General features: G+C 45.8%; 14 protein-coding genes. 3 read left to right on the forward strand and 11 right to left on the reverse strand.

Features of this window, described 5'->3' with window-relative positions:
- Window positions 1-17: 17 nt before the first annotated feature.
- Both QFZ81_RS31075 and QFZ81_RS31080 read right to left on the reverse strand, forming a co-directional pair.
- Window positions 18-647, reverse strand: a complete 630-nt coding sequence (locus QFZ81_RS31075; protein ID WP_307438232.1) for a methylated-DNA--[protein]-cysteine S-methyltransferase — start codon at window positions 645-647, stop codon at window positions 18-20.
- A gap of 23 nt (window positions 648-670) precedes the next feature.
- Window positions 671-1,213, reverse strand: a complete 543-nt coding sequence (locus QFZ81_RS31080) for a bifunctional transcriptional activator/DNA repair enzyme AdaA (protein WP_307605758.1) — start codon at window positions 1,211-1,213, stop codon at window positions 671-673.
- A 156-nt stretch (window positions 1,214-1,369) separates the two neighbouring features.
- On the opposite strand from QFZ81_RS31080, the gene QFZ81_RS31085 reads away from it, so the two are divergent.
- From QFZ81_RS31085 to QFZ81_RS31095, 3 genes are all read left to right on the forward strand, one after another.
- The gene (locus QFZ81_RS31085; RefSeq protein ID WP_307605759.1) at window positions 1,370-2,320 is read left to right on the forward strand and encodes a DNA-3-methyladenine glycosylase family protein; all 951 of its coding nucleotides are present in this window, start codon (window positions 1,370-1,372) and stop codon (window positions 2,318-2,320) included.
- 144 nt (window positions 2,321-2,464) lie between these two features.
- The gene (locus QFZ81_RS31090; protein ID WP_307438228.1) at window positions 2,465-2,926 is read left to right on the forward strand and encodes a GNAT family N-acetyltransferase; all 462 of its coding nucleotides are present in this window, start codon (window positions 2,465-2,467) and stop codon (window positions 2,924-2,926) included.
- 221 nt (window positions 2,927-3,147) lie between these two features.
- A complete protein-coding gene (locus tag QFZ81_RS31095) occupies window positions 3,148-3,774 on the forward strand; it encodes a DedA family protein (protein ID WP_307605760.1) in 627 nt (208 codons plus the stop codon).
- Between the two features lie 123 nt (window positions 3,775-3,897).
- Here QFZ81_RS31095 and QFZ81_RS31100 read toward each other — a convergent pair whose 3' ends face one another.
- The 9 genes from QFZ81_RS31100 to QFZ81_RS31140 form a co-directional block, all read right to left on the reverse strand.
- The gene (locus QFZ81_RS31100) at window positions 3,898-5,121 is read right to left on the reverse strand and encodes a multidrug effflux MFS transporter (protein ID WP_307605761.1); all 1,224 of its coding nucleotides are present in this window, start codon (window positions 5,119-5,121) and stop codon (window positions 3,898-3,900) included.
- A gap of 159 nt (window positions 5,122-5,280) precedes the next feature.
- Complete coding sequence (locus QFZ81_RS31105; RefSeq protein WP_307605762.1) at window positions 5,281-8,853, reverse strand: OmpL47-type beta-barrel domain-containing protein; 3,573 nt, start codon at window positions 8,851-8,853, stop codon at window positions 5,281-5,283.
- An 817-nt stretch (window positions 8,854-9,670) separates the two neighbouring features.
- On the reverse strand, window positions 9,671-11,302 hold the full coding sequence (locus QFZ81_RS31110; protein ID WP_307438220.1) for a response regulator transcription factor: 1,632 nt from the start codon (window positions 11,300-11,302) through the stop codon (window positions 9,671-9,673).
- Window positions 11,303-11,304: 2 nt separating this feature from the next.
- Window positions 11,305-13,092 carry a cache domain-containing sensor histidine kinase gene (locus QFZ81_RS31115; RefSeq protein ID WP_307605763.1) on the reverse strand — a complete coding sequence of 596 codons (1,788 nt, stop codon included), beginning with the start codon at window positions 13,090-13,092 and terminating at the stop codon, window positions 11,305-11,307.
- 103 nt (window positions 13,093-13,195) lie between these two features.
- Complete coding sequence (locus QFZ81_RS31120; RefSeq protein WP_307605764.1) at window positions 13,196-14,539, reverse strand: ABC transporter substrate-binding protein; 1,344 nt, start codon at window positions 14,537-14,539, stop codon at window positions 13,196-13,198.
- Between the two features lie 123 nt (window positions 14,540-14,662).
- The gene (locus QFZ81_RS31125) at window positions 14,663-15,490 is read right to left on the reverse strand and encodes a carbohydrate ABC transporter permease (RefSeq protein ID WP_307438216.1); all 828 of its coding nucleotides are present in this window, start codon (window positions 15,488-15,490) and stop codon (window positions 14,663-14,665) included.
- Between the two features lie 20 nt (window positions 15,491-15,510).
- Window positions 15,511-16,455, reverse strand: a complete 945-nt coding sequence (locus QFZ81_RS31130) for a carbohydrate ABC transporter permease (RefSeq protein ID WP_307605765.1) — start codon at window positions 16,453-16,455, stop codon at window positions 15,511-15,513.
- Window positions 16,456-16,853: 398 nt separating this feature from the next.
- Window positions 16,854-18,299: a DEAD/DEAH box helicase gene (locus QFZ81_RS31135; protein WP_307438212.1), complete on the reverse strand. Its 1,446-nt coding sequence runs from the start codon at window positions 18,297-18,299 to the stop codon at window positions 16,854-16,856.
- 178 nt (window positions 18,300-18,477) lie between these two features.
- Window positions 18,478-19,539 (reverse strand): ABC transporter substrate-binding protein, encoded by a 1,062-nt coding sequence (locus QFZ81_RS31140; RefSeq protein WP_307605766.1) that lies wholly within the window; start codon window positions 19,537-19,539, stop codon window positions 18,478-18,480.
- Between the last annotated feature and the right edge of the window lie 22 nt (window positions 19,540-19,561).

Below are 19,561 nucleotides of genomic sequence, written 5' to 3' on the forward strand. Positions count from 1 at the left end.
GCCACATCTGATCAGAGTCACAATCCTGCTCGCTCCAACAGCAGCAGCTTCTCCTTATTCCGAAGTCCGCCGCGATAGCCAGTTAGCGACCCATCCTTCCCCACAACGCGATGACACGGCACCACGATTAGCACGGGGTTAGCCCCAATGGCAGTGCCTACGGCCCTAACTGCACTTATTTTATCCAGCTCTTGGGCTACCTGTGAATAACTACACGTTTCCCCATGTGGAATCTCATGAAGCACACGCCACACCGACTGCTGAAACGTAGTACCACGAAGATCCAACGGCAATGTAAATGTCGTGCGTAGTCCTTTCAAGTACTCCTCTAATTGATGGATATAGGGCTGCAGCTTCTCTGTATCCTCTACCCAGTTAGGCTCAGGCAGCTGAGCACGAGCCCATTTCACTAATTCCAACCAAGCACCCTCATCTACACCACCTGTATGATCCGCCTCATGAAATTGCAAATAGCAAAGCCCCTCATCCGTTGCCGCCATTAAAAAGTTATTCTCCAGTAAACGAACAATTCCCCAAAAGATCGACTTGGTCGGTTTAGTTTGCATCTCTGACTTCGCCTGCTTGGTTTGCATCTCTGATTTCGCCTGCATGGTTTGCGACTCGGACTTCACCCGCACAGTTTGCATCTTCGAACCCTCCTCGGTTATGTTTAAATTGTTTTTATTTGACGGAATTCCGTTGGCGAAAAACCGGTCTTTTTTTGAAACATCGTGGCAAAATGTGCCGCATTCGGAATCCCCACTTGAAAACCAATCGCATTCACAGGAGCACTCGTCTCTAGAAGCAGCCGTTTGGCGGCTTCGATACGCACTTGTTGCAGATAGGTTAGAGGCGAGACGCCCTGCACGCGTTTGAAAGTCCTTTGGAGATGATAAACGCTCGCATAAAAGTGATCTGCCAGGGTTGTCAGCGTCAGCGGCTCGGCATAACGTTCTTCGATGTGAGCCGCCATAAGCGACACCCATTCTTCATCTGGCAGTCTCACGCCGTCTGGTCTGCACCTTTTACAAGGACGGTAATTTTCCGAGAAAGCCGCTTGGCGGTTCCCAAAAATCCGGACATTCTCCTTCTTTGGCAGCCTTGATTTGCAGGACGGCCTGCAGAAGATCCCAGTTGTCGTCACCGCATAATAAAACGTACCATCATAAGCCGCATCATTCGCAACAATCGCTTTCCAAAACCGTTCTTGCATGACTACCGCTCCTCTCAGCTCCATCTCCCTACTAACTTCAGTATAACCAAACTATGCTGCTCTTGTAAGGGAAGGAAGATGAGAAAGCAAGATTACGAAAGCCGCTATCAGTGATAATAGAGGAAGAAACTTTATCAGATAAGAGGAGAATTTAACATGCCACATCTTCAACCCTTTGACCCTTCTATCCTAAAATGGTGCGAACAGACGAGCTCTCTCATACTTCCGCTTCCCGATCCTTTTCGTTATGAGCAAAATCTCGGTTACCTATCCCGATCAACCAATGAGTGCCTATTCCATGTGGATAACTTAGCTATTTACAAGCTTGTTCAGGTTGGGGATAATCACGTGCTAATCGCTGTCAACAGTGAGGATAATTCCCGGCTGCGCATTCAACTACTCCATAGTACCGACGGTACCCTCACCCCCTCCCTTCGTGAAGACGTGGCTCGTTATGTGTGGGAATGGTTTGACCTCGGCACCGAACTTACACCGTTCTACGAGTTAGCCAAGGGTGATCCGCTGCTGAAGCAAGTCACACAGGACTTTTATGGGCTGCGCCTGATGGGGATTCCAGATCTATTCGAGGCGATGAGCTGGGGCATTATCGGACAGCAAATCAACCTGACTTTTGCCTATACGCTCAAAAGACGTCTTGTTGAAGCCTTCGGCACACGGCTAGACTGGGAAGGACGGACGTACTGGGCATTTCCTACACCAGAGCGAATCACCGAGCTCACACCTGATGCCTTGACTGCTTTACAGTTCACGGGTAAAAAGGCTGAATACTTAATTGGCGTTGCCAAGTTGATGGCCGAGGGGCTGCTTGTTAAAGAGCAGCTGCTGAGTCGGAACGATTTTGCCGATATGGAGAAAGAGCTGTTAAATATTCGCGGTATCGGTCCGTGGACGGCCAATTATGTACTGATGCGCTGCTTGCGGAACCCCGCTGCTTTCCCTCTTGCCGACGTTGGTTTGCACAATGCTCTGAAGCATGTGCTTGGTTTAGAACAGAAACCGACTCTTCCTCATATTCGACAGCTTGCTGAAGGATGGAGTGGTTGGGAAGCTTACGCAACTTTTTACTTATGGCGTGTTTTGTATTGATATCTCTTAATTAATGTAATGTACATGTTATGTTTTACTCGCATTTATTTGTTTTTCTATGATTTCATATAAAAAAACGTGATTTGTTATCAACCATGCGTTAGTTTATATTACATTTATAGCAAAACAAAGAGGAGAGATTCTATGATACAAATTCGACGCTATTCTACGCTAGATCATGACGATGTTTGGAGAATTCATTTATTAGTCATCTCGGAAGCGAAAGTAGAACCTACTCATCAGCACTATCACGATATCCTACATATTGATGAGCAATATTTGCAATCAGGCGGGGAATTTCTGGTAGGTACAGGTGAGAATGGCACCGTTTTTGCCATGGGAGGTTTAAAAATCCTCGATAACAACAAGGCCGAAATCAAACGATTACGCGTACATCCCAGCTTTCAGCAAAAAGGCTATGGTCAAATGCTCTTAGACCGTTTGGAGCAAAGAGCCAAAGAACTCGGTATGAAGCAGCTAATTTTAGATACACTATCCAATCAAATCGGCGCTCAGAAGCTTTTTGAGAAAAACGGTTATATTTTGCAAGGCCCTGCCGTTATTGATGGTTTCAATGTGATTCTTTATCAAAAAGAAATCGCCTAATGCGAGAAAAAGGTTGCTCCCTTCGGTCTTTTATGATCGAAAGCGGCAGCCTTTATTTATTGTTATGGTTTTATCTATCGTCTCTCTAAACATCGATAACTAGACTTAGGTCTTGGTCAAAACTTGACTTTCAAACGGTTCATGGCTTTACTTGAAGTAGTATACTAAGCAAACATCTACTACTAATATTCTCTTTTTTGGTTACAAGGAGTGCATATGTCATGAAGTTTATGGGACTAATTGAACAATTATTTGCACAATATGGCTATTGGGTATTGTTGATCGGTCTGCCATTGGACGCTATTGCGCTTCCGATTCCTCCGGGAAATACGACGATGACGTATACGGGGTTTTTAGCTTATAAAGGGGTGCTTCACTGGTTCTTAGCCATGGTTGCGGCTTGGGTCGGAACTATGATAGGCATGACGATTACCTATTGGATCGGATATAAACTGGGCACGCCTCTGATCGAACGTTATGGAAAACTGCTGTTTTTGAAGCCCGCACATCTGGAGAAATCTAGAGAATATTACGCGAAGTACGGAAACAAATTGCTGCTTTTCAGTTATTTCATACCGGGAATCAGACAATTTATCTTTTATTTTGTAGGCATCATCCGCGTTCCATACCGAATTTTTGCTTTATTCGCCTTCACAGGCTCAGCTTTATGGGTGGTTGTATTTTTCGGAATTGGTTACCTTTTCGGTGATCAGTGGCTTATCATTTTTATGTGGGTTGAAAAATTTTTGATTTACACCTTGATTGGGTTGTGTATTGCGGTAGCTATTTTTCTTCTTCTCAAATGGCGTAGTCGTTTGAAAACGGGGCTGCATAAGCCTCAAAGATGAAACGGCCTGAAGAAAAGTAATATTTCACCTTCTATATCAAACAGAAATTCTTGAGCATACGAAAAAGGTTGCCCCTTCGGTCTTAGATAGATCGAAAGAGGTAACCTTTATTTGATTTTTCTATTATGCCGCTGCTTTTTTACGGGTGAGTAAAATAAAACATAGGATCGCTCCTATTTCCATCACGGCTATGATGATGCCTAATGGAATCGCGGTTTGGCTCCCGCCAATACCGACCAACGGAGCAACTAGGCCTCCTATGATAAAAGAAAGCAAACCTAACAATGCGGCGGCGCTGCCCGCTGTTTTCCCTTGATTTTGAAGAGCTAGGGAGGAAGTAGCTACAGAGACAGGTCCTACGCTAGAAACGATAAAGAAAAAAGCCGCCAAAATCGCATATAACCCTGCCCCGATAAGGGTAGAAATGAACAGTAACAAGCCGCCGAAAGCGGCAATGGCAAGCCCACCTGCTAGTAATCGATAATTGCTTACTTTGCCTGCTAGCTTGCCTGTGATTTGACCGGCTATGATAACACCCAGACCGTTAATCGCGAAGCAAAGACTGAACATTTGCGGGGAAACGCCGAAAATATCCTGCAGCACGAACGGGGAACCCGATATATAGGCGAACATGCCGGCAAAAACGAGCCCTTGCGTTAACGTATAGCCCATGAACATACGGTCTGTGAGCAGGCCGCCAAACGTTCGCAACGTATTGGTGAGACCGCCTTTGGAACGACGCTCTGGCGGGTGTGTTTCCTTCAAGCTGAGCACAGTAGCAAAGAGCATAACCACCCCGATCAAGCTTAAAACAAGGAATACGCCACGCCACGAGGTGAACTGCAAAATTTGACCACCTACGATGGGAGCAAGTATAGGCGCAGCCCCATTGACCAACATTAAAAGTGCAAAAAATTTCGTCAGCTCCACACCTTCATACATATCACGAACAATCGCACGAGAGATGACGATGCCAGCTGCGCCAGCCATGCCTTGAACGAAACGCAGACCCAGAAATACCCATATCGTTGGCGAGAACATGCATAGGACCGAGGAAATCGCATAAATAACGAGCCCGATCAGCAGTGGCATTCGCCTTCCGCGCACATCGCTCACCGAACCGGCGATGAGCTGGCCGATCGATAGGCCGAGCATGCAGGCAGTTAAACTCATTTGTGCCAGCGAGGTCGTGGTATGAAGATCATTCGCGAGCACAGGCAGCGCGGGTAAGTACATATCGAGCGAGAGCGGACCGAAAGAGGCCAGTGAACCGAGCACGAGCACAATCCATAAACGGTTTGAACGACTTACAGTTAGTCTCGCTTGGGAAGCAATAGGATTGGACATCACGTATCACAAACTTTCATTCGTAGTAAATTTACGCTACCATCGAGATGTGGTTTTGTCTAGTAGGTAACTTTTACAAAGCTGAAAACCAGACAAAAAAAGAACCTCCAACAACTCCAGCCTGAGTCGTTAAAGGCCCTTTTTCCAGAACGTCATCTCTTACTTCGTTACTTTCACCGTAATCTTCTCGCTCGAGGTAATGCCACCCGCATTGACCAATTCGCTGCGGTACTCATACACGCCAACTGCTCTGCCGGCAATCGTCGACACAGCGCTTTGAGCACTTGGAGAAGCTGCGTTCAAGCTCTTGGTTTCGATCAAGATGCCATTTTCGTATAGGCGATACTCGGTAGCGTTGGTGCCCCACCACATGTTCATTGTCACCTTGTAGTTGCCATCTCCATCCCAATTATCTTGAGATAGTACCGGTTTTCCTGGCGATGCGTCTGTAATCTTGACCACAAGTGGGCTGCTGGCTGTTGTTCCGAAAGAATTAATAAGTTCACTTGTATAGGTGTAAGTGCCGTTCGCTTTGTCTTTAACATCTACTTTAGCCACTTGCGCAGCTGGAGACGCGTCTGTCAATGTTTGCGTACTAATGAGTACGCCATTTTCGTACAGCTTGAACAGGAAGCCGTTATTCCCCCACCACATGTTCATTGTGACTGTATAGTTACCATCTTTTAATCCAGTTGCATGACCACTGTTATCTGATAAAACTGGCTTACCTGGCACTCCAACCGATAACGGCTTCACAACCGTAATAGTCACAGCGTTGGTTTGTACTGTTTTTCCATTCAGTGTGACAGCAGCTGTAATTTGTGCAGATCCTTCTGCCAAAGCGCCAACTTTACCTGCTGCATCTACAGTAACTACCGCTCCATTGCTTGTGTTGTAGGCAACTACAGCACCACTAAGATCAGCAGGCGCTCCGTTGCTTAATGTACCAGTAAGATGAGTAGCCGTGGTTTCACCCGGTTTCAGAGACACCGCGTCAGCAGCTAGGGTAGCTTGACTGAACGTAACACTCGCACTCACGTTGAAGGTTTGTGTCGATTGCACCAAATTGCCCGCAACATCCACTACACTGTATTGCACCGTATGTGCACCTAATGCTAGACTTCCCGCAGCAATGGTTTGACCGCTGTTAATCACAGCGCCATCCAAAGTCAACGTCTGTGCAGCCACACCAGAGTGTGCATCTGTACTGTTCAAATCAAATCTCAGCGCATCCGCATCTGTCACATCCGTCACAGTGTGGCCGGACTCCGTCAAAACAGCAACAGGCGCTGTTTTATCTAATTTCACTTGCAAAGATTTCGCCGCTTCCACATTCCCTGCGGCATCTGTAGAGAAATATCCGATCATATTCGTACCTTCGTTTTGAATGACAATGGGTGCAACGTAAGCAGCTGCTGTCCCACCATTGATACTGTATTCGGTCCCCACCGAACCAGCTGATTCATCCATAGCCGTTAAGGTAATCGTCACATCTTCTTTAAACCAGCCCTCGCTATTTGGAGCACCCGACAATGCCGCCGTCGTCACAGGTGCCACTGTGTCAGCCACTACGGTGAAATCGCCCGAACCTCTTGGTTTCAACTGGAATACACCTTTGAAAATGGCAGCCACACCTTTGATATTCACGGTTTGACCTGCCTGGTATGGGAACGTACTTTGTGTTAATCCAGTACGTGCATCAACCCGAACATGATTGCTTACCGCTCCGCTAACCGCATCAAATTCAAAAGAACCAGTCGGTGAAGCGCTGATGATATTGCTAATCGTCACATTGCTAAGCTCAACCAATTGACCTTGATTCTCGTAAGTTACAGCTGTTACAACCACAGGTGTAGGTACAACAGCGACCCCTGTTTTGGCAATTTCCACCGGATCCGTCAACTCAAGCTCTGTGTTAAATAGCGCTGTCGAAGCAGTTACCTTCACGGTATCTCCAAGATGGAATCCACTCAAGCTCTGGAACACATACAGACCGCCGGTAGCATCCTGCAAGTAAAAAGATTGTCCGCCAAAAGATCCTGGCTCCGTAATTACAACGCCTTCCACTGTCACCAGTGTTCCTGCAGCTTTCCCCCGTGCTTCAGCGACGGTGATCTTCGCCGGAATCGGATTCTGCTCTTCCGGTAACGGTTCAGCCGGAACGTTGCCAAGTGTAACGGCTTCGGTCTTCAGGTTCGTTCCGTTTTGACGCAGCCTCAAGTTGGCCGCAGCTGTCGTTCCCGGCTTAATTCGAACCTTCAAATCTTTTGAAGCATGTCCGTTAATATCTGAGGTCACGCTAAACGTGGAGCTGTACCCGTATGCAGCAGGCCATGTGCCGTCTGAATTTTGAATCATGGCAATTTGAGCGCCCCCGCTAACCAAATAAATACCCACACTGAACCCCGCTACAGTCGTAGACGCAGGAAGGTTATCCACAACTACCCGTACTGGGAAGTCCACTGCATTGGGTAGTGTTGCTTGATGCACAAAGCTGTAAGCTGCGCTAGCTGTTGCCGTAGGTCCGCCGTATGAGCCCGGTTTAAATGTGCTGCGGTCATACCATTTGTAGCCTGCGTTTGGCGCAGCCCAAGGCTCTGGCTGTGGTTCCGTTGACGCAGCCGGATCTTCAAAAGGCAGCAGCGCTGTCGGTTGATCCAACTGTAAGCCGCTAACCTGAGATAAGCTTGTATAGCTTTCTTTCTTCGAGAGCCAGTTCACCATATTTACAAGCAGCACACCATCATTCTGCTCTTTAAAACCGTCATAGGTCGTCTTCTTCGCACCTGTATCCTCGCGGACATATTTCGGTGTCGCATCTTCAACCGGTGAGGAATCGCCGATAAATCCAGCCTTTCCTGCACCCGCTTTAGCAACAGCCACATAAGGACCTTCGGCAATACCGCCTCCGTTATATACACCTTGATCAACTGCATTTGCCCAAGCATCACTCGTTTGCGGCAGGTACACAATCCCCTTCGCCTTCGTCGGGTCGAGAATGGCTAATGTTGAACCCGCATGCATAGCCACTGTCGAAACGCCGCTGGTAATCCCGAAAGCTTGCTCTGGCGCAACAATTTGATTCGCCGTAATATCACCCAAAGCATTATAGCGGAAACGCAAACCGAACTGCGTGGCCAACCAATCCGAACTAGCTACATCCTGCATGGATGACGAAGCGCTCTCCTCTGCGTTCATGCCGCTAGCTGGGTTCGTCCATGCGCCTCTGCGGTAGCCATTGAATACTTCCGAACCGTCCCAACGGTTCTTGTTACGGTCTGCATTGTAGTGATCTCCGATGAAGAAGATACTGCCGCCTCCCTGCACATATTGCTCCAACGCAGCCTGCTCACTCGTCTTATAGGGAACATTCGATTCTGCAACGACGAATACATCGTAACCGCTCAAGTCACTCAAAGTAATTGGTGTCGTTTTGCGCAGCTCTTTTACATAATAACCATTATTCGCTAAAGCATTGGCGAAATCGGAGAAAGCGCCATCAATAACCCAATCAGCCGCTCCAGCGGTTTGTTCATGCGTATTGTCGAAAAGCACCTTCTTGCCTGCGTTTTCATTCACAACTTTGGCTTCAATGAATGGAGCCGGATCACTCGGTCCTTCCGCCATAACAGCTTGCCAGCTGCTTGTGGCCAACACTTGAAACGGCAACGCGATTGTTAAGGCGAGTGTTGTTTTAAAAAGTTTTGCTTTCCATCCTGGTAGCCTACTCATTACAATTCCTCCTTAGCATTTGCTGAGTCAAAACATTTCTTCATAAGCCGAGGCTTTATGGACAGACAAGCCCAATAATACTTCTAAATTTTACCATGATTTAAAAGAGAAAAGTGATATTTTTTTGTAAAGATAAGGAAGTTTGTGCAGATGTACAATCGCCATAGATGATTATCTAAAATCAATGAAATTGAGACCTGGAATAATAATGGATCCACACACAAATAAAACCTGGCCGATGGCCAGGTTCTTGTCGAAAGCCTACGTTTGAGCATGGGGAACGAACTTCTCTTTGCTATCACTCGCTCGTTTAGATACCAATCCGCCTTCTTCTCGTCTGTAATGATGAAATATATTGTTATAGAAACGATTCCACACCCCTTCGCGACTGTAACGATGAAAAATATCTTTACTGCCTCGCTCAGCGCATAAAATTGCTTTTTTTCTCGTTTGTAAGAATACAAAACATCGTTAGAGGCACGATTTCACTTCCCCCTCGCATCTGTAACGATGAAAAATATCTTTACTGCCTCGCTCAGCGCATAAAATTGCTTTTTTTCTCGTTTGTAAGAATGCAAAACATCGTTACAGAAACGATTCCACGTCCCTTCGCGACTGTAACGATGAAAAATATCTTTACACCCTCGCTCAGCGCATAAAATTGCACTTCTTCACTAAAGACCGGGACTGATTTATCCGTTTGTTTACAAACACCGCTCAAAGTACCGGATCGAGAAGTTATGCATCGTTATGGGGGTATCTTATTCTTCCAAAAAAACAGACTTGTTCACATGTGAACAAGTCTGTTTCTTCTCCGTTAAGACGGCTGATTCGCTTTCGTTTGTCCTCGGTAAGCATTCGGCACAAACCCCGTATGCGCTTTGAACAACTTACCGAAATAATTCTTATTCTCGTAGCCTAACGAATCGGAAATTTGTTCGATGCTCTTGTCTGTGATTTCCAAGAGCTCCTTCGCTTTCTCCATCTTCAGCCGTGTGACGTATTCAATGAAATTCTCCCCGGTTTCCCGTTTGAACAATCGGCTTAAATAGCTTGGATGCAGATGCAGATGAGTGGCAGCATCTTCGAGGGAAATTTTCATATGTAGATGATTGTATACAAAACGTTGACACTCTAGAATTTCACGGTTGTGAGACTCGTGATACACCTGACCTGCCCATTGAATGGCCTGCTGAAGGTAGTCTTTGAGCCACAGCTCAAACTCACGAATTGATGATAATTCATGAACATCATGATGCAAGAGCTCCGAAGAAAAGGTTGACTGATAATGCTGAAGCGACTTGAGCCGCATCCGCACGTCGAGAATCATCTTCAGCAGCCATTCCTTTACTTCCATCGGGCGAAATCGGTTATATTGGATAAAATCTATCCACTTCGAGACAAACACGTCGATCATATCCAATCGCTCATCGAAAACGACACTCCGAAACTCATCTAGTGCTTCAGAGTACTGCGCTAACAGCAACCCTCCGTCCCCGAATCCATCTCTGACATGACCCAATTTAATAATAGATGACTCCGGCAAATAAAATCGTAGATTCTTCCCTTCGACCATACGAATCAATTGATCTTTCAAAGATCGCGCATCTTTGACTGGGCTTCCCGTTAGAAAGGTGAAGGATAGCTTCGAGTATTGCTGCAAGCTGCTTTGCAGTTGCTTTAATGTCTGCTCCACCTTCTGGCTGTTGTTGACGTGAAGCTCCGAGTAATGAGGAAACAACAAAACAAATTCTCCTGTATCGTAAGTGAAAAGTGCTGTCTCCTTCTGATCGACAAGCAGCTCTTCAACAATATTCTGGATGGTATATTCAAACAGATCCTTGGATTGAAAACGATTATCCGCCTCCTTCACACGATTCGCATAACCAAAGACCGGAAGTACGCCTTGTTTTCCAAGTCGAATACCGAATCCTTCAGCTTTCAAAGTCCACTCTTCAGCATCAAATAAGGGCTCATTCACCGTACTGCGGATAAATTGACGCTTAGACGCTCCGCGGTGTTGATAAGCCTCTTTCTCGAGCTTGCGACTCTTCGACAATACTTGGACCTCCGCGTCCAATTGTTCCTTCAGCCTTCCCAGCAACTCGGAAATGTTGCCAACGTTCATCGTTTCCTTCAAGATATATTCGCTCACCGATAGCTTCATCGCTGTTTGCGCAAAGTGAAAATCATCGTGACAAGATAATATGACGGCCTTCACGTGAGGATGAGCCTCACGAAGATGCCCAATGAGCTCCAGTCCATTCATGCCAGGCATGCCAATATCGCTGATAAGCACATCCGTCTTTTCCTGGCGTCCTGCTTCGAGCGCATCTAGTGGATTCTCGTAAGCGCCTGTCAACGTATACCCTAATTCTGCCCACTTAATTGAAGTCTTCAGAAACTCAAGCACAGGTAAATCATCATCCACAATCATAACGGAGTACATGGTTAACCCTCCTTTCCTGCCTGTTGAGGAAAGCGCAGCACAATCTGCGTTCCCTGATCTGGCCCGCTTTCGATTTCATAATCGAAACGATGACCATATATTAAACGAAGTCGTTCAAATACATTGTGAAGACCTATGCCTGACAAGGATGGGCTGCTTGTTTCTTCAGATTGTTGGGTAGGAACGACATCTAAATGATTGCGAAGTGCAGCTAGACGTTCAGGAGGCATCCCTACCCCCGAATCTCTAACTTCCACCTGCAGCCTACCATCCTCACAAATCCTCGAGGCTATGGTAATATCCCCTGCCTTACTTTTAAGCCCATGTATATAAGCGTTCTCAATAAGCGGTTGTAATAAAAACCTAGGTATTTCAAAAAGAAGGGTGTCTGAAGCCGCTGAAATCCGCAGATGTACCCGATCACCGTGCCGAGAATTTAATAGTCGAATATAATGTTCGTTAATCTCAATCTCCTCATGCAGCGAAATGTATTCATTGTTGCGGTTGATCGTCATCCGTAACAGTGATGACAATGAACTGATCAGCTCCGCATTCTCAGAATCACCCTTCATCATGATTTTCAGTCGGATCGAATTGAGTACATTAAATAGAAAATGCGGATTTATTTGCGCCTGCAGCATGGCTAACTCTGCCTTACGCTTTAATTCTTGTTCACGGCGGTTCTCTTCTAACATCCGTTCAATACGGTCAATCATTCGGTCGAAAACATATCCAAGCCGCCCTACTTCGTCCCCCCCGCTGATGTTGGATCGCTCACTCAGTTGACCCGATTCAATTCGGACTACGGTTTGGACAAGCCGCGCAATCGGTTTCGTAAGCGTGCGTACCATATAAAGGAGCACAACAGCGAATAGAATTAAAAAGAATAACTGAATCAGAAAATCAGTCTTTCGGAACGACTCAATTTTGTGGGCAGCGCTTTTATAAGGACTCATATTAACAAGCTTCCATTCAGGCGTTAAATGAGTGCTATGCAAGATGTAATCTTCTCCATCTACCTTCAGAAACGAGGATCCATCCTGCGCCGGAAGCTGATCATAGTAAGGAAACGGATGACCGATGGTGGTGGAGTCTTTATCGACCAGAATACGCCCCTGACCGTCAACAATGACCATCGATTCATTGTTTTTATATTGATCAAATAACTGTTGGATTGTGCTTAATTCCATTCCAACAACCACATAACCGTACGTTAATCCATTGATACGAAGCGGTTTTGCAGCCGCTAATAAATAAGGTTGATTGGTTGCTTGACTATAATTGGGTTCAGCGCCTATCCATTTGACATTATAACCGGACACCTTCTCCACATCGCTAAACCAACTTTTTTGCAGGAATTCATTCGGGTTAAAAGCAAAGGTTGAATACGAAGCAACATACTCACCATTGGGCAAAAGCAGTGTGACGTACAAATTACCAAATGAGTTGATGACCGTTGACATTCTCTTGAATATCGTTTGTTTATAAGCCAAGACATCCCCTTTATCCGTCAGGTCATTTGCCCGGCCTAATTCCCGAATGGAAGGCTGCAGATCCTCATCAAATTGAATGAAATTCATCACATAAAGCATGTTTTTCATTTGTCCGTTTACAATCTGATTGACAATCCGCATCGATTCCTGCGAGTTATCAGCCACTTGTGACCTCACAGCATCCCGAGTTAGCAGACTGGAGACGTTCATAGAGACGATTGAAGGGAGAACGAGACAAATCAGAATCGTCAGCACCAATTTATTGCGTAGTGATAAGGTACGAAGCCAGCTCGGCACTGCACTCTCCTGCCTTTCGGTTGTATCAATGAAATGGGAAAAAGAGGAGCCCTAGGCCTCCTCTTTCAATTATATCAGGAATGGTGCACTTGTTGGTTAATAACTACTTGGCATTGCTCTTACGGATATCTTCAATTTTCGTTTTTGCCGTCTGAATCGTTTTCTCCAGATCCTGCTTGCCTGTCAAGAACAGCTCAACTTGCGTTAAGAATTCTTTCTCTTGTTGCAGCGCATATGTTGGAGGAACGACCAATTTGGTTGCTTTGTTCATTTTCAGCGTAGCCAATAAGGACTCCTTATCGATCTTAGCTACTTGATCAGGTTTACCGCTTTTCAGAATCGCGTCTACATTCTTGCTAATATCGGCTTTTTTCCAACCGGAGAAGAACAAACCTTGTGTTTGAATCCCTTCCGTAGTGTACCATTTCACGAAGTCATAAGCGGCCTGCTTATTTTTAGAATTTGCAGCCACACCCATGAAGTCTGCGCCTGATAATGTTAAACCGTTCGTATCTTTCGCATCAAGCTTCGGATAAGGGGCGAAAACCGTATTGAACTTCGCGTTTTGCGCTAGTTCGCCGACCATCCAGTTCCCCGTTACTAACATAGCTGTTTTACCACCATAGAATACATCACGGTAAGCCATTTTCTGCGATACTACTTCAAAGTATGGAACGGACGTTTTATCTACATTTTCCATTTTGTTACGCAAGTCGAGGGAGAATCGAACCTTTTGATTGTCGATGTTCTCTGTCCCATCAGGCTTTACGAGGTATGCGTTATCCATATCTGTGTTTAATCCTAGAATCGCGTAGTCTTTCCAGTTGTGGAAATAGGAACCGTAAGATTTCGCTGCGCCTTCACCTTTGGTCAACTTTTTCGCATATTCCGCATAATCATTCCATGTCCACTCGGTAGGAACCGGCAGCTTCGCTTCATCTAATTTGTCCTTATTTAAGAGGACGAACCATTCAATCATTTTACCCGGCAACGCATAGTATTTACCATTTACAACAGGATCCAGCTTATATTCATCTTTGACAACAATGTTATCTTTCTTCAAGTACTCATCAAGGGGCTCCAGAATACCAGCTCCTACACGTTGAGCGAAATCAGAGGCACTGGAATACATAACAACGTCCATTTGCTCGCCGGAAGCAGCCAATAGATCAAGTTTTTTCATCCCTTCTATGGAATCGCCCTTCTCGGACATGCTTTCGTAAACAACTTTTACGTTCGGGTGTGTTTTATTATAAGCTTCAACTGTCGCGTTCCAATTCCCTTGAACTTCGGTGTACCATCCTTGTACTTTAATTGTAACCGGAGCTTTCGCCGTTGCTGCTGCATCCTTACCATTATCCGCTGCTGGTGTATCTCCTTTGCCACAGCCTGCAAGTGCAGTACTGATCGCTAGGACACCGCTTAGTACTAATAAACTCTTTTTCATAGGAACCCCTCCAAGTTGTATTCGTTATTTTGAAAACCTTTACATGATCGATCGTAACAAACTTGTATGGAGCACACGAGGCACTATTTTAACCTCATGCACTCATTTTTTGACCTTTTACCCTTAACCTTTAACGCCACCCATCGAGATCCCCTCGATAACTTGTTTTTGACCAATGATAAAAATGATAAGTAAAGGTACGATTGCCGATACAGAAGCGGCCATGATGAGTGAGTAGAACTCTCCATTTAAATCAGCAAAGGATCGGATGCCGAGAGGCAGTGTGAATAAATCTTTCGTTCTTAAGAAAATGAGCGGGTTCTGGTAATCGTTCCAAGTCCAGATAAAACGCAGAATCGCATAAGTGGCGATCGCCGGACGTACAAGCGGTGTACAGATAGAGAAGAAAATTCGGACATGACCTGCACCATCCATTCGCGCTGACTCGATAAACTCCTCATGAATGCCCATATAGAACTGACGAAGCATGAAAGTACCGAGAACACTGAAGGAGCCTAGCAAAATCAAGCCAAAGTGACTGTCGAACAAGCCCATCCAGCGGAACAATAGAAACTGCGGAACGAGAATCGCTTGACTGGGAATCATATAGATCGCCAGGACGAGAATAAAGAGTACATGACGGCCGCGAAACTTGATCTTCGAGAAGGCATAGGCTGCCATGGCGGAAAGCAGGACGGAAAGCGCCGTAGTTAAGACGGAAACCTTGATAGAATTCCAGTAATAAAGGGAGAACTTCGTCGACCACACCGTCTTATAATTTTCAATCAAATTCCAATGCTTCGGGATCCACTGAATGGGATATATAAACACATCTGCTTCCGGCTTCATAGATGCGGATATCATCCATAAGAAGGGAGACATGAACAATATGCCTATAATAAACATGAGTATAGTTAGCAGTGTTTTTTTAACATTTTTAAACTTGTCCATCGGTTACTCCTCCTTCTTCTCTAGTAATTGACCCATCTACGTTGCCCAAACCACTGAACGAGTGTAATCAGGAGGACAAACACCAGCAGCACAATAGCCATTGCGGAGGCATAACCGGATTGTAGATTAACGAAAGCTGTTTCATACAAACGATATACGACTACACTGGTTGAATTCGCAGGACCGCCGCCTGTTAGAACGGAAATAACGTCGAACGCTTTGAATGTCCCTATAATGCCTGTTACGAGTAAGAAGAATGTGGTTGGTGATAAGAGCGGCACGGTTATGCTGAAAAATTGCTTCAACTTCGATGCACCGTCAATGTCCGCTGCCTCATAAAGATCGTTCGGAATCGACTGCAGACCGGCCATAAATATAATCATGTTATATCCGATACTCACCCAGATCATAAGTCCCATTACACAATATAAAGCAAAATCCGGATCAGCTAGCCATTTGGGCGCGTTCGCCATCCCCCAGTCGATTAATATTTGATTAATCGGTCCATAGGTTGGGTGGAACAATACCTGAAACACAATAGCTACAGCAACAACACTTGAGATGTAAGGAATGAAATAAACAACTTTAAAGAGGTCTTTAAAATGAATTTTCTTATCGATGATAACCGCCAGAACCAGCGAAGAGATCAAGGTTAACGGCACTACAATCATAAGAATCAGATTATTTTTGAGTGATAGAAGAAATACGCTGTCATGCACAAGCTTAACAAAGTTATCTAAGCCGAGAAATTTCACTTTAGAAAATCCGGCAACAAAGTTCCAATCCGTAAAACTGAGGAAAAAGGACGCTACGATTGGAAATAATGTAAAGATAAATAATCCAAGTACCATGGGACTGACGAATGCGTATCCGACCAGATCCTCGCGCACCTGCTGCATGGACCGCTTCCGCTTCACTTGTACGGATGGAATGGTGTCTGCTTGTGAATGTATTTTGGTAGCCATGAAATTCACCCCATGTCGTGTTTTCTCTAGTCTACCTTGGTGGAGTAGGATCGGTAAGTCAATTAATTGACCCCTTTGGGTAAAATTTTAACCTGTAGCTCAAAGTTGTATTTTGTACAACAATAAGCTGGCTAATCCACGTTTTCCCTGCGATTGTTGCAGAAAATACAACATTTCCCTCAAAAACAGCTCTTTTGAAGGAAATGAGGCTAAATTGTTGTACAACATACAACATCTCCTGCTAGGATGAGAAGAAACCTCTGAAATTGTTGTACTCTGTACAACTTTCGCTCCTATAAGCCGAAAAAAGACTATCAGGCTGGCCTCCTAATCCGCCCCCTTCTCCCTCAAACAGCAAAAAATCCGATGAGCCACAGAGGCTAACCGGATCCTTGTTCTTACTTATTCGCTTCATGCACCTTGAGCAGCTTGCCTTTAATCGTCGTATTCTTCATGATTTTGAGCACCAACGGGCCTTTACCATTCAAAATATCCACATACGAAACATTGTCCTGAATCGTAATGATACCGATATCGTCAGCCGTGATACCTTCAATTTTGGCCAAGGTTCCCACAAAGTCTACAGCCCGAATCTTTTTCTTTTTCCCGCCGTTAAAATAGAGCTTCATGATTCCCTTGTTCAGTTGGTCACTTTTATCCCTCTTAATGACCGGCGTGGCCTGCATTTTCTGATCAAAAGCAGGTTGTCCAGTAGCAACCTCCTCCGCCGTGGGAGCGTCTTTTCTCGGTATTTCGAACCCCAGATAACCCTCAATATCAGCTAGAAACTTGTCCTCATTTGGCGTAACAAATGTAATCGCCTTGCCCGTCTTCCCCGCACGTCCCGTTCTTCCGATTCGGTGGACATAGCTTTCTTTTTCAAGCGGAAGATCGTAGTTAATGACATGTGTGATATCCTCCACGTCAATCCCTCGCGCCGCGACATCCGTTGCAATTAAGAAACGGAATTCCCCTCTTTTGAAAGCATTCATGACTAGGAACCGATCGTCCTGTATCATGCCCCCGTGGATTTTATCGCACGGATAGTCCAACTGCTCCAACTGTCTATATAAGTAGTCGACATGCTCTTGTGTCCGGCAGAAAATGATGCAATTATCGGGATTCTCCACCACGAAGACATCCTTAAGCACGTTAAACTTATCATTTTCTCGAACCGTTATAATGGAATGCTCAATCTGAACCTTAGATGCCTCCGGCGTTTGAATCTCAATATCAATGGGGTTACGCATGTATCGATGGCATAATTGTTCCACGTCATTTGGAAGTGTTGCCGAAAATAACATCGTCATGCGATCCGTCGGAAGCTCATCAATAATCGCCCCCACCTGCTCAATGAAGCCCATCCGCAGCATCTCATCCGCTTCATCGATGACTAGATATTTCAGCCGCTCCAGGTCCAGCGTCCCTTTCTGAATATGATCCAGCACGCGGCCAGGCGTCCCAACAACAACATGGCACTTCTGGTGCAGCTCAATCTTCTGCTTGGCAAAAGGCTGCTTCCCATACAGAGCCACCGCTTTAATCCGCTTGAATCTCCCGATATTCGTGATATCCTGCTTTACTTGGTCGGCCAGTTCTCTCGTCGGTGTCAAAATCAGCGCCTGCGGTCTGTTCTCTTCCCACTCCACCAATTCACAAATCGGTATACCGAACGCCGCCGTCTTCCCGCTTCCTGTTCTTGACTTAACCGTGAGATCCTTCTCCTGCAGCGCGATAGGAATCACTTCATTCTGCACATCTGTTGGCTGCTCGTATCCTAAGCTTTGAAGCGCCCGTACGATATCTTCACTCAAATTATAATCCGTAAAACTTCTTATACCCACGAATAAACTCCCCTTCTTCTTGCTGTTCTTCCTATATTACTACATCTTGCCTCGGGAACAAAAAAAAGCCCCTCAAAGGTGATTGAGGGGTAAGTTGTAACCATTTTTATTGGTTTATTTAAATGCTCAGTGGCAGAAGACGATTCCAGGGCTACAGCGGACACCTCACCTGGTTATATCAATACATACGGTTATTCAGTTCATTATGAGCCGTAACCTCTGTGAAAATTCGCTCCGGTGTGACGATCCGCTTTGGTAACGTTCGACCGTCGAGCATCTCCTTCACGGCTTGCATCAGGTAGGGTCCCAGCAAGGGATTACATTCTACTACGCTGTTGATGTTACCAGCTACCATCCGTTCGAAGGCCTTCCGGGTGCCGTCTACCGAGACGATCACAATGTCCTTGCCAGGCTTTAATCCATACGCTTCTATCGCTTCAATTGCTCCAAGCGCCATGTCATCATTATGCGCAAAGAGCACACGAATCTCCTTGCTTCTCCGTTCCAGCAATTCTCGCATGACCTTATTGCCCTGCTCTACCGTAAAGTTTGCGTACTCACTCTCCACCACCTGAAGATTAGGATTTTGCTTAATGACATCATGGAAGCCTTTCCCTCTTGAGAGAGAGGGGGTAGAACCTTCTGTACCTTTCAGTTCTACGATACCGATGGGCCCTTCCGCATGCAGCAGCTTATCCATGACATACTTCCCCGCCATACGCCCTTCCTCGTAAAAGTCGGAACCGATATAGCTGACGTATAACGAGGGGTCCGACACCTCAACTAAACGGTCTGTGATAATCACCGGTATTCCAACTTGTTTCACTTCTCGTAAAATGGGCTCCCAGCCCTTCTCTACGACCGGGGCAATCGCAATGACGTCAACCTTTTGCTTCACAAAGGCCCTTATCGCTTCGAATTGCTTCTCTTGGGATTGCTCCGCATTTTCGAGAATGAGCTGAATACCCGTTTCCTTCGCCGCTTCTTGGATAGAGCGCGTATTCGCTCTGCGCCAATCGCTTTCCGAACCGAGCTGTGAGAAGCCCACTACAATGCTTCTTGCGGGCACGATCTCATTCCCTGCAGCCTGAAGTGTCGGCTCGTTGGATGAAATCATCGCTGAACGCTCAGTATTTTCCTGCCCTGTCTCGCAGCCCGAAAGCATTATAAATAAGACCATCGCCCCTGCAGTGACAAGTTTCGCCAGCTTCCCCATGAATTCACCGACCTTTTCAAGCATGCTTGCCAGAACCGTTGAAAGC

This window comes from Paenibacillus sp. V4I9, assembly GCF_030817295.1.
Taxonomy (GTDB): Bacteria; Bacillota; Bacilli; order Paenibacillales; family NBRC-103111; genus Paenibacillus_E.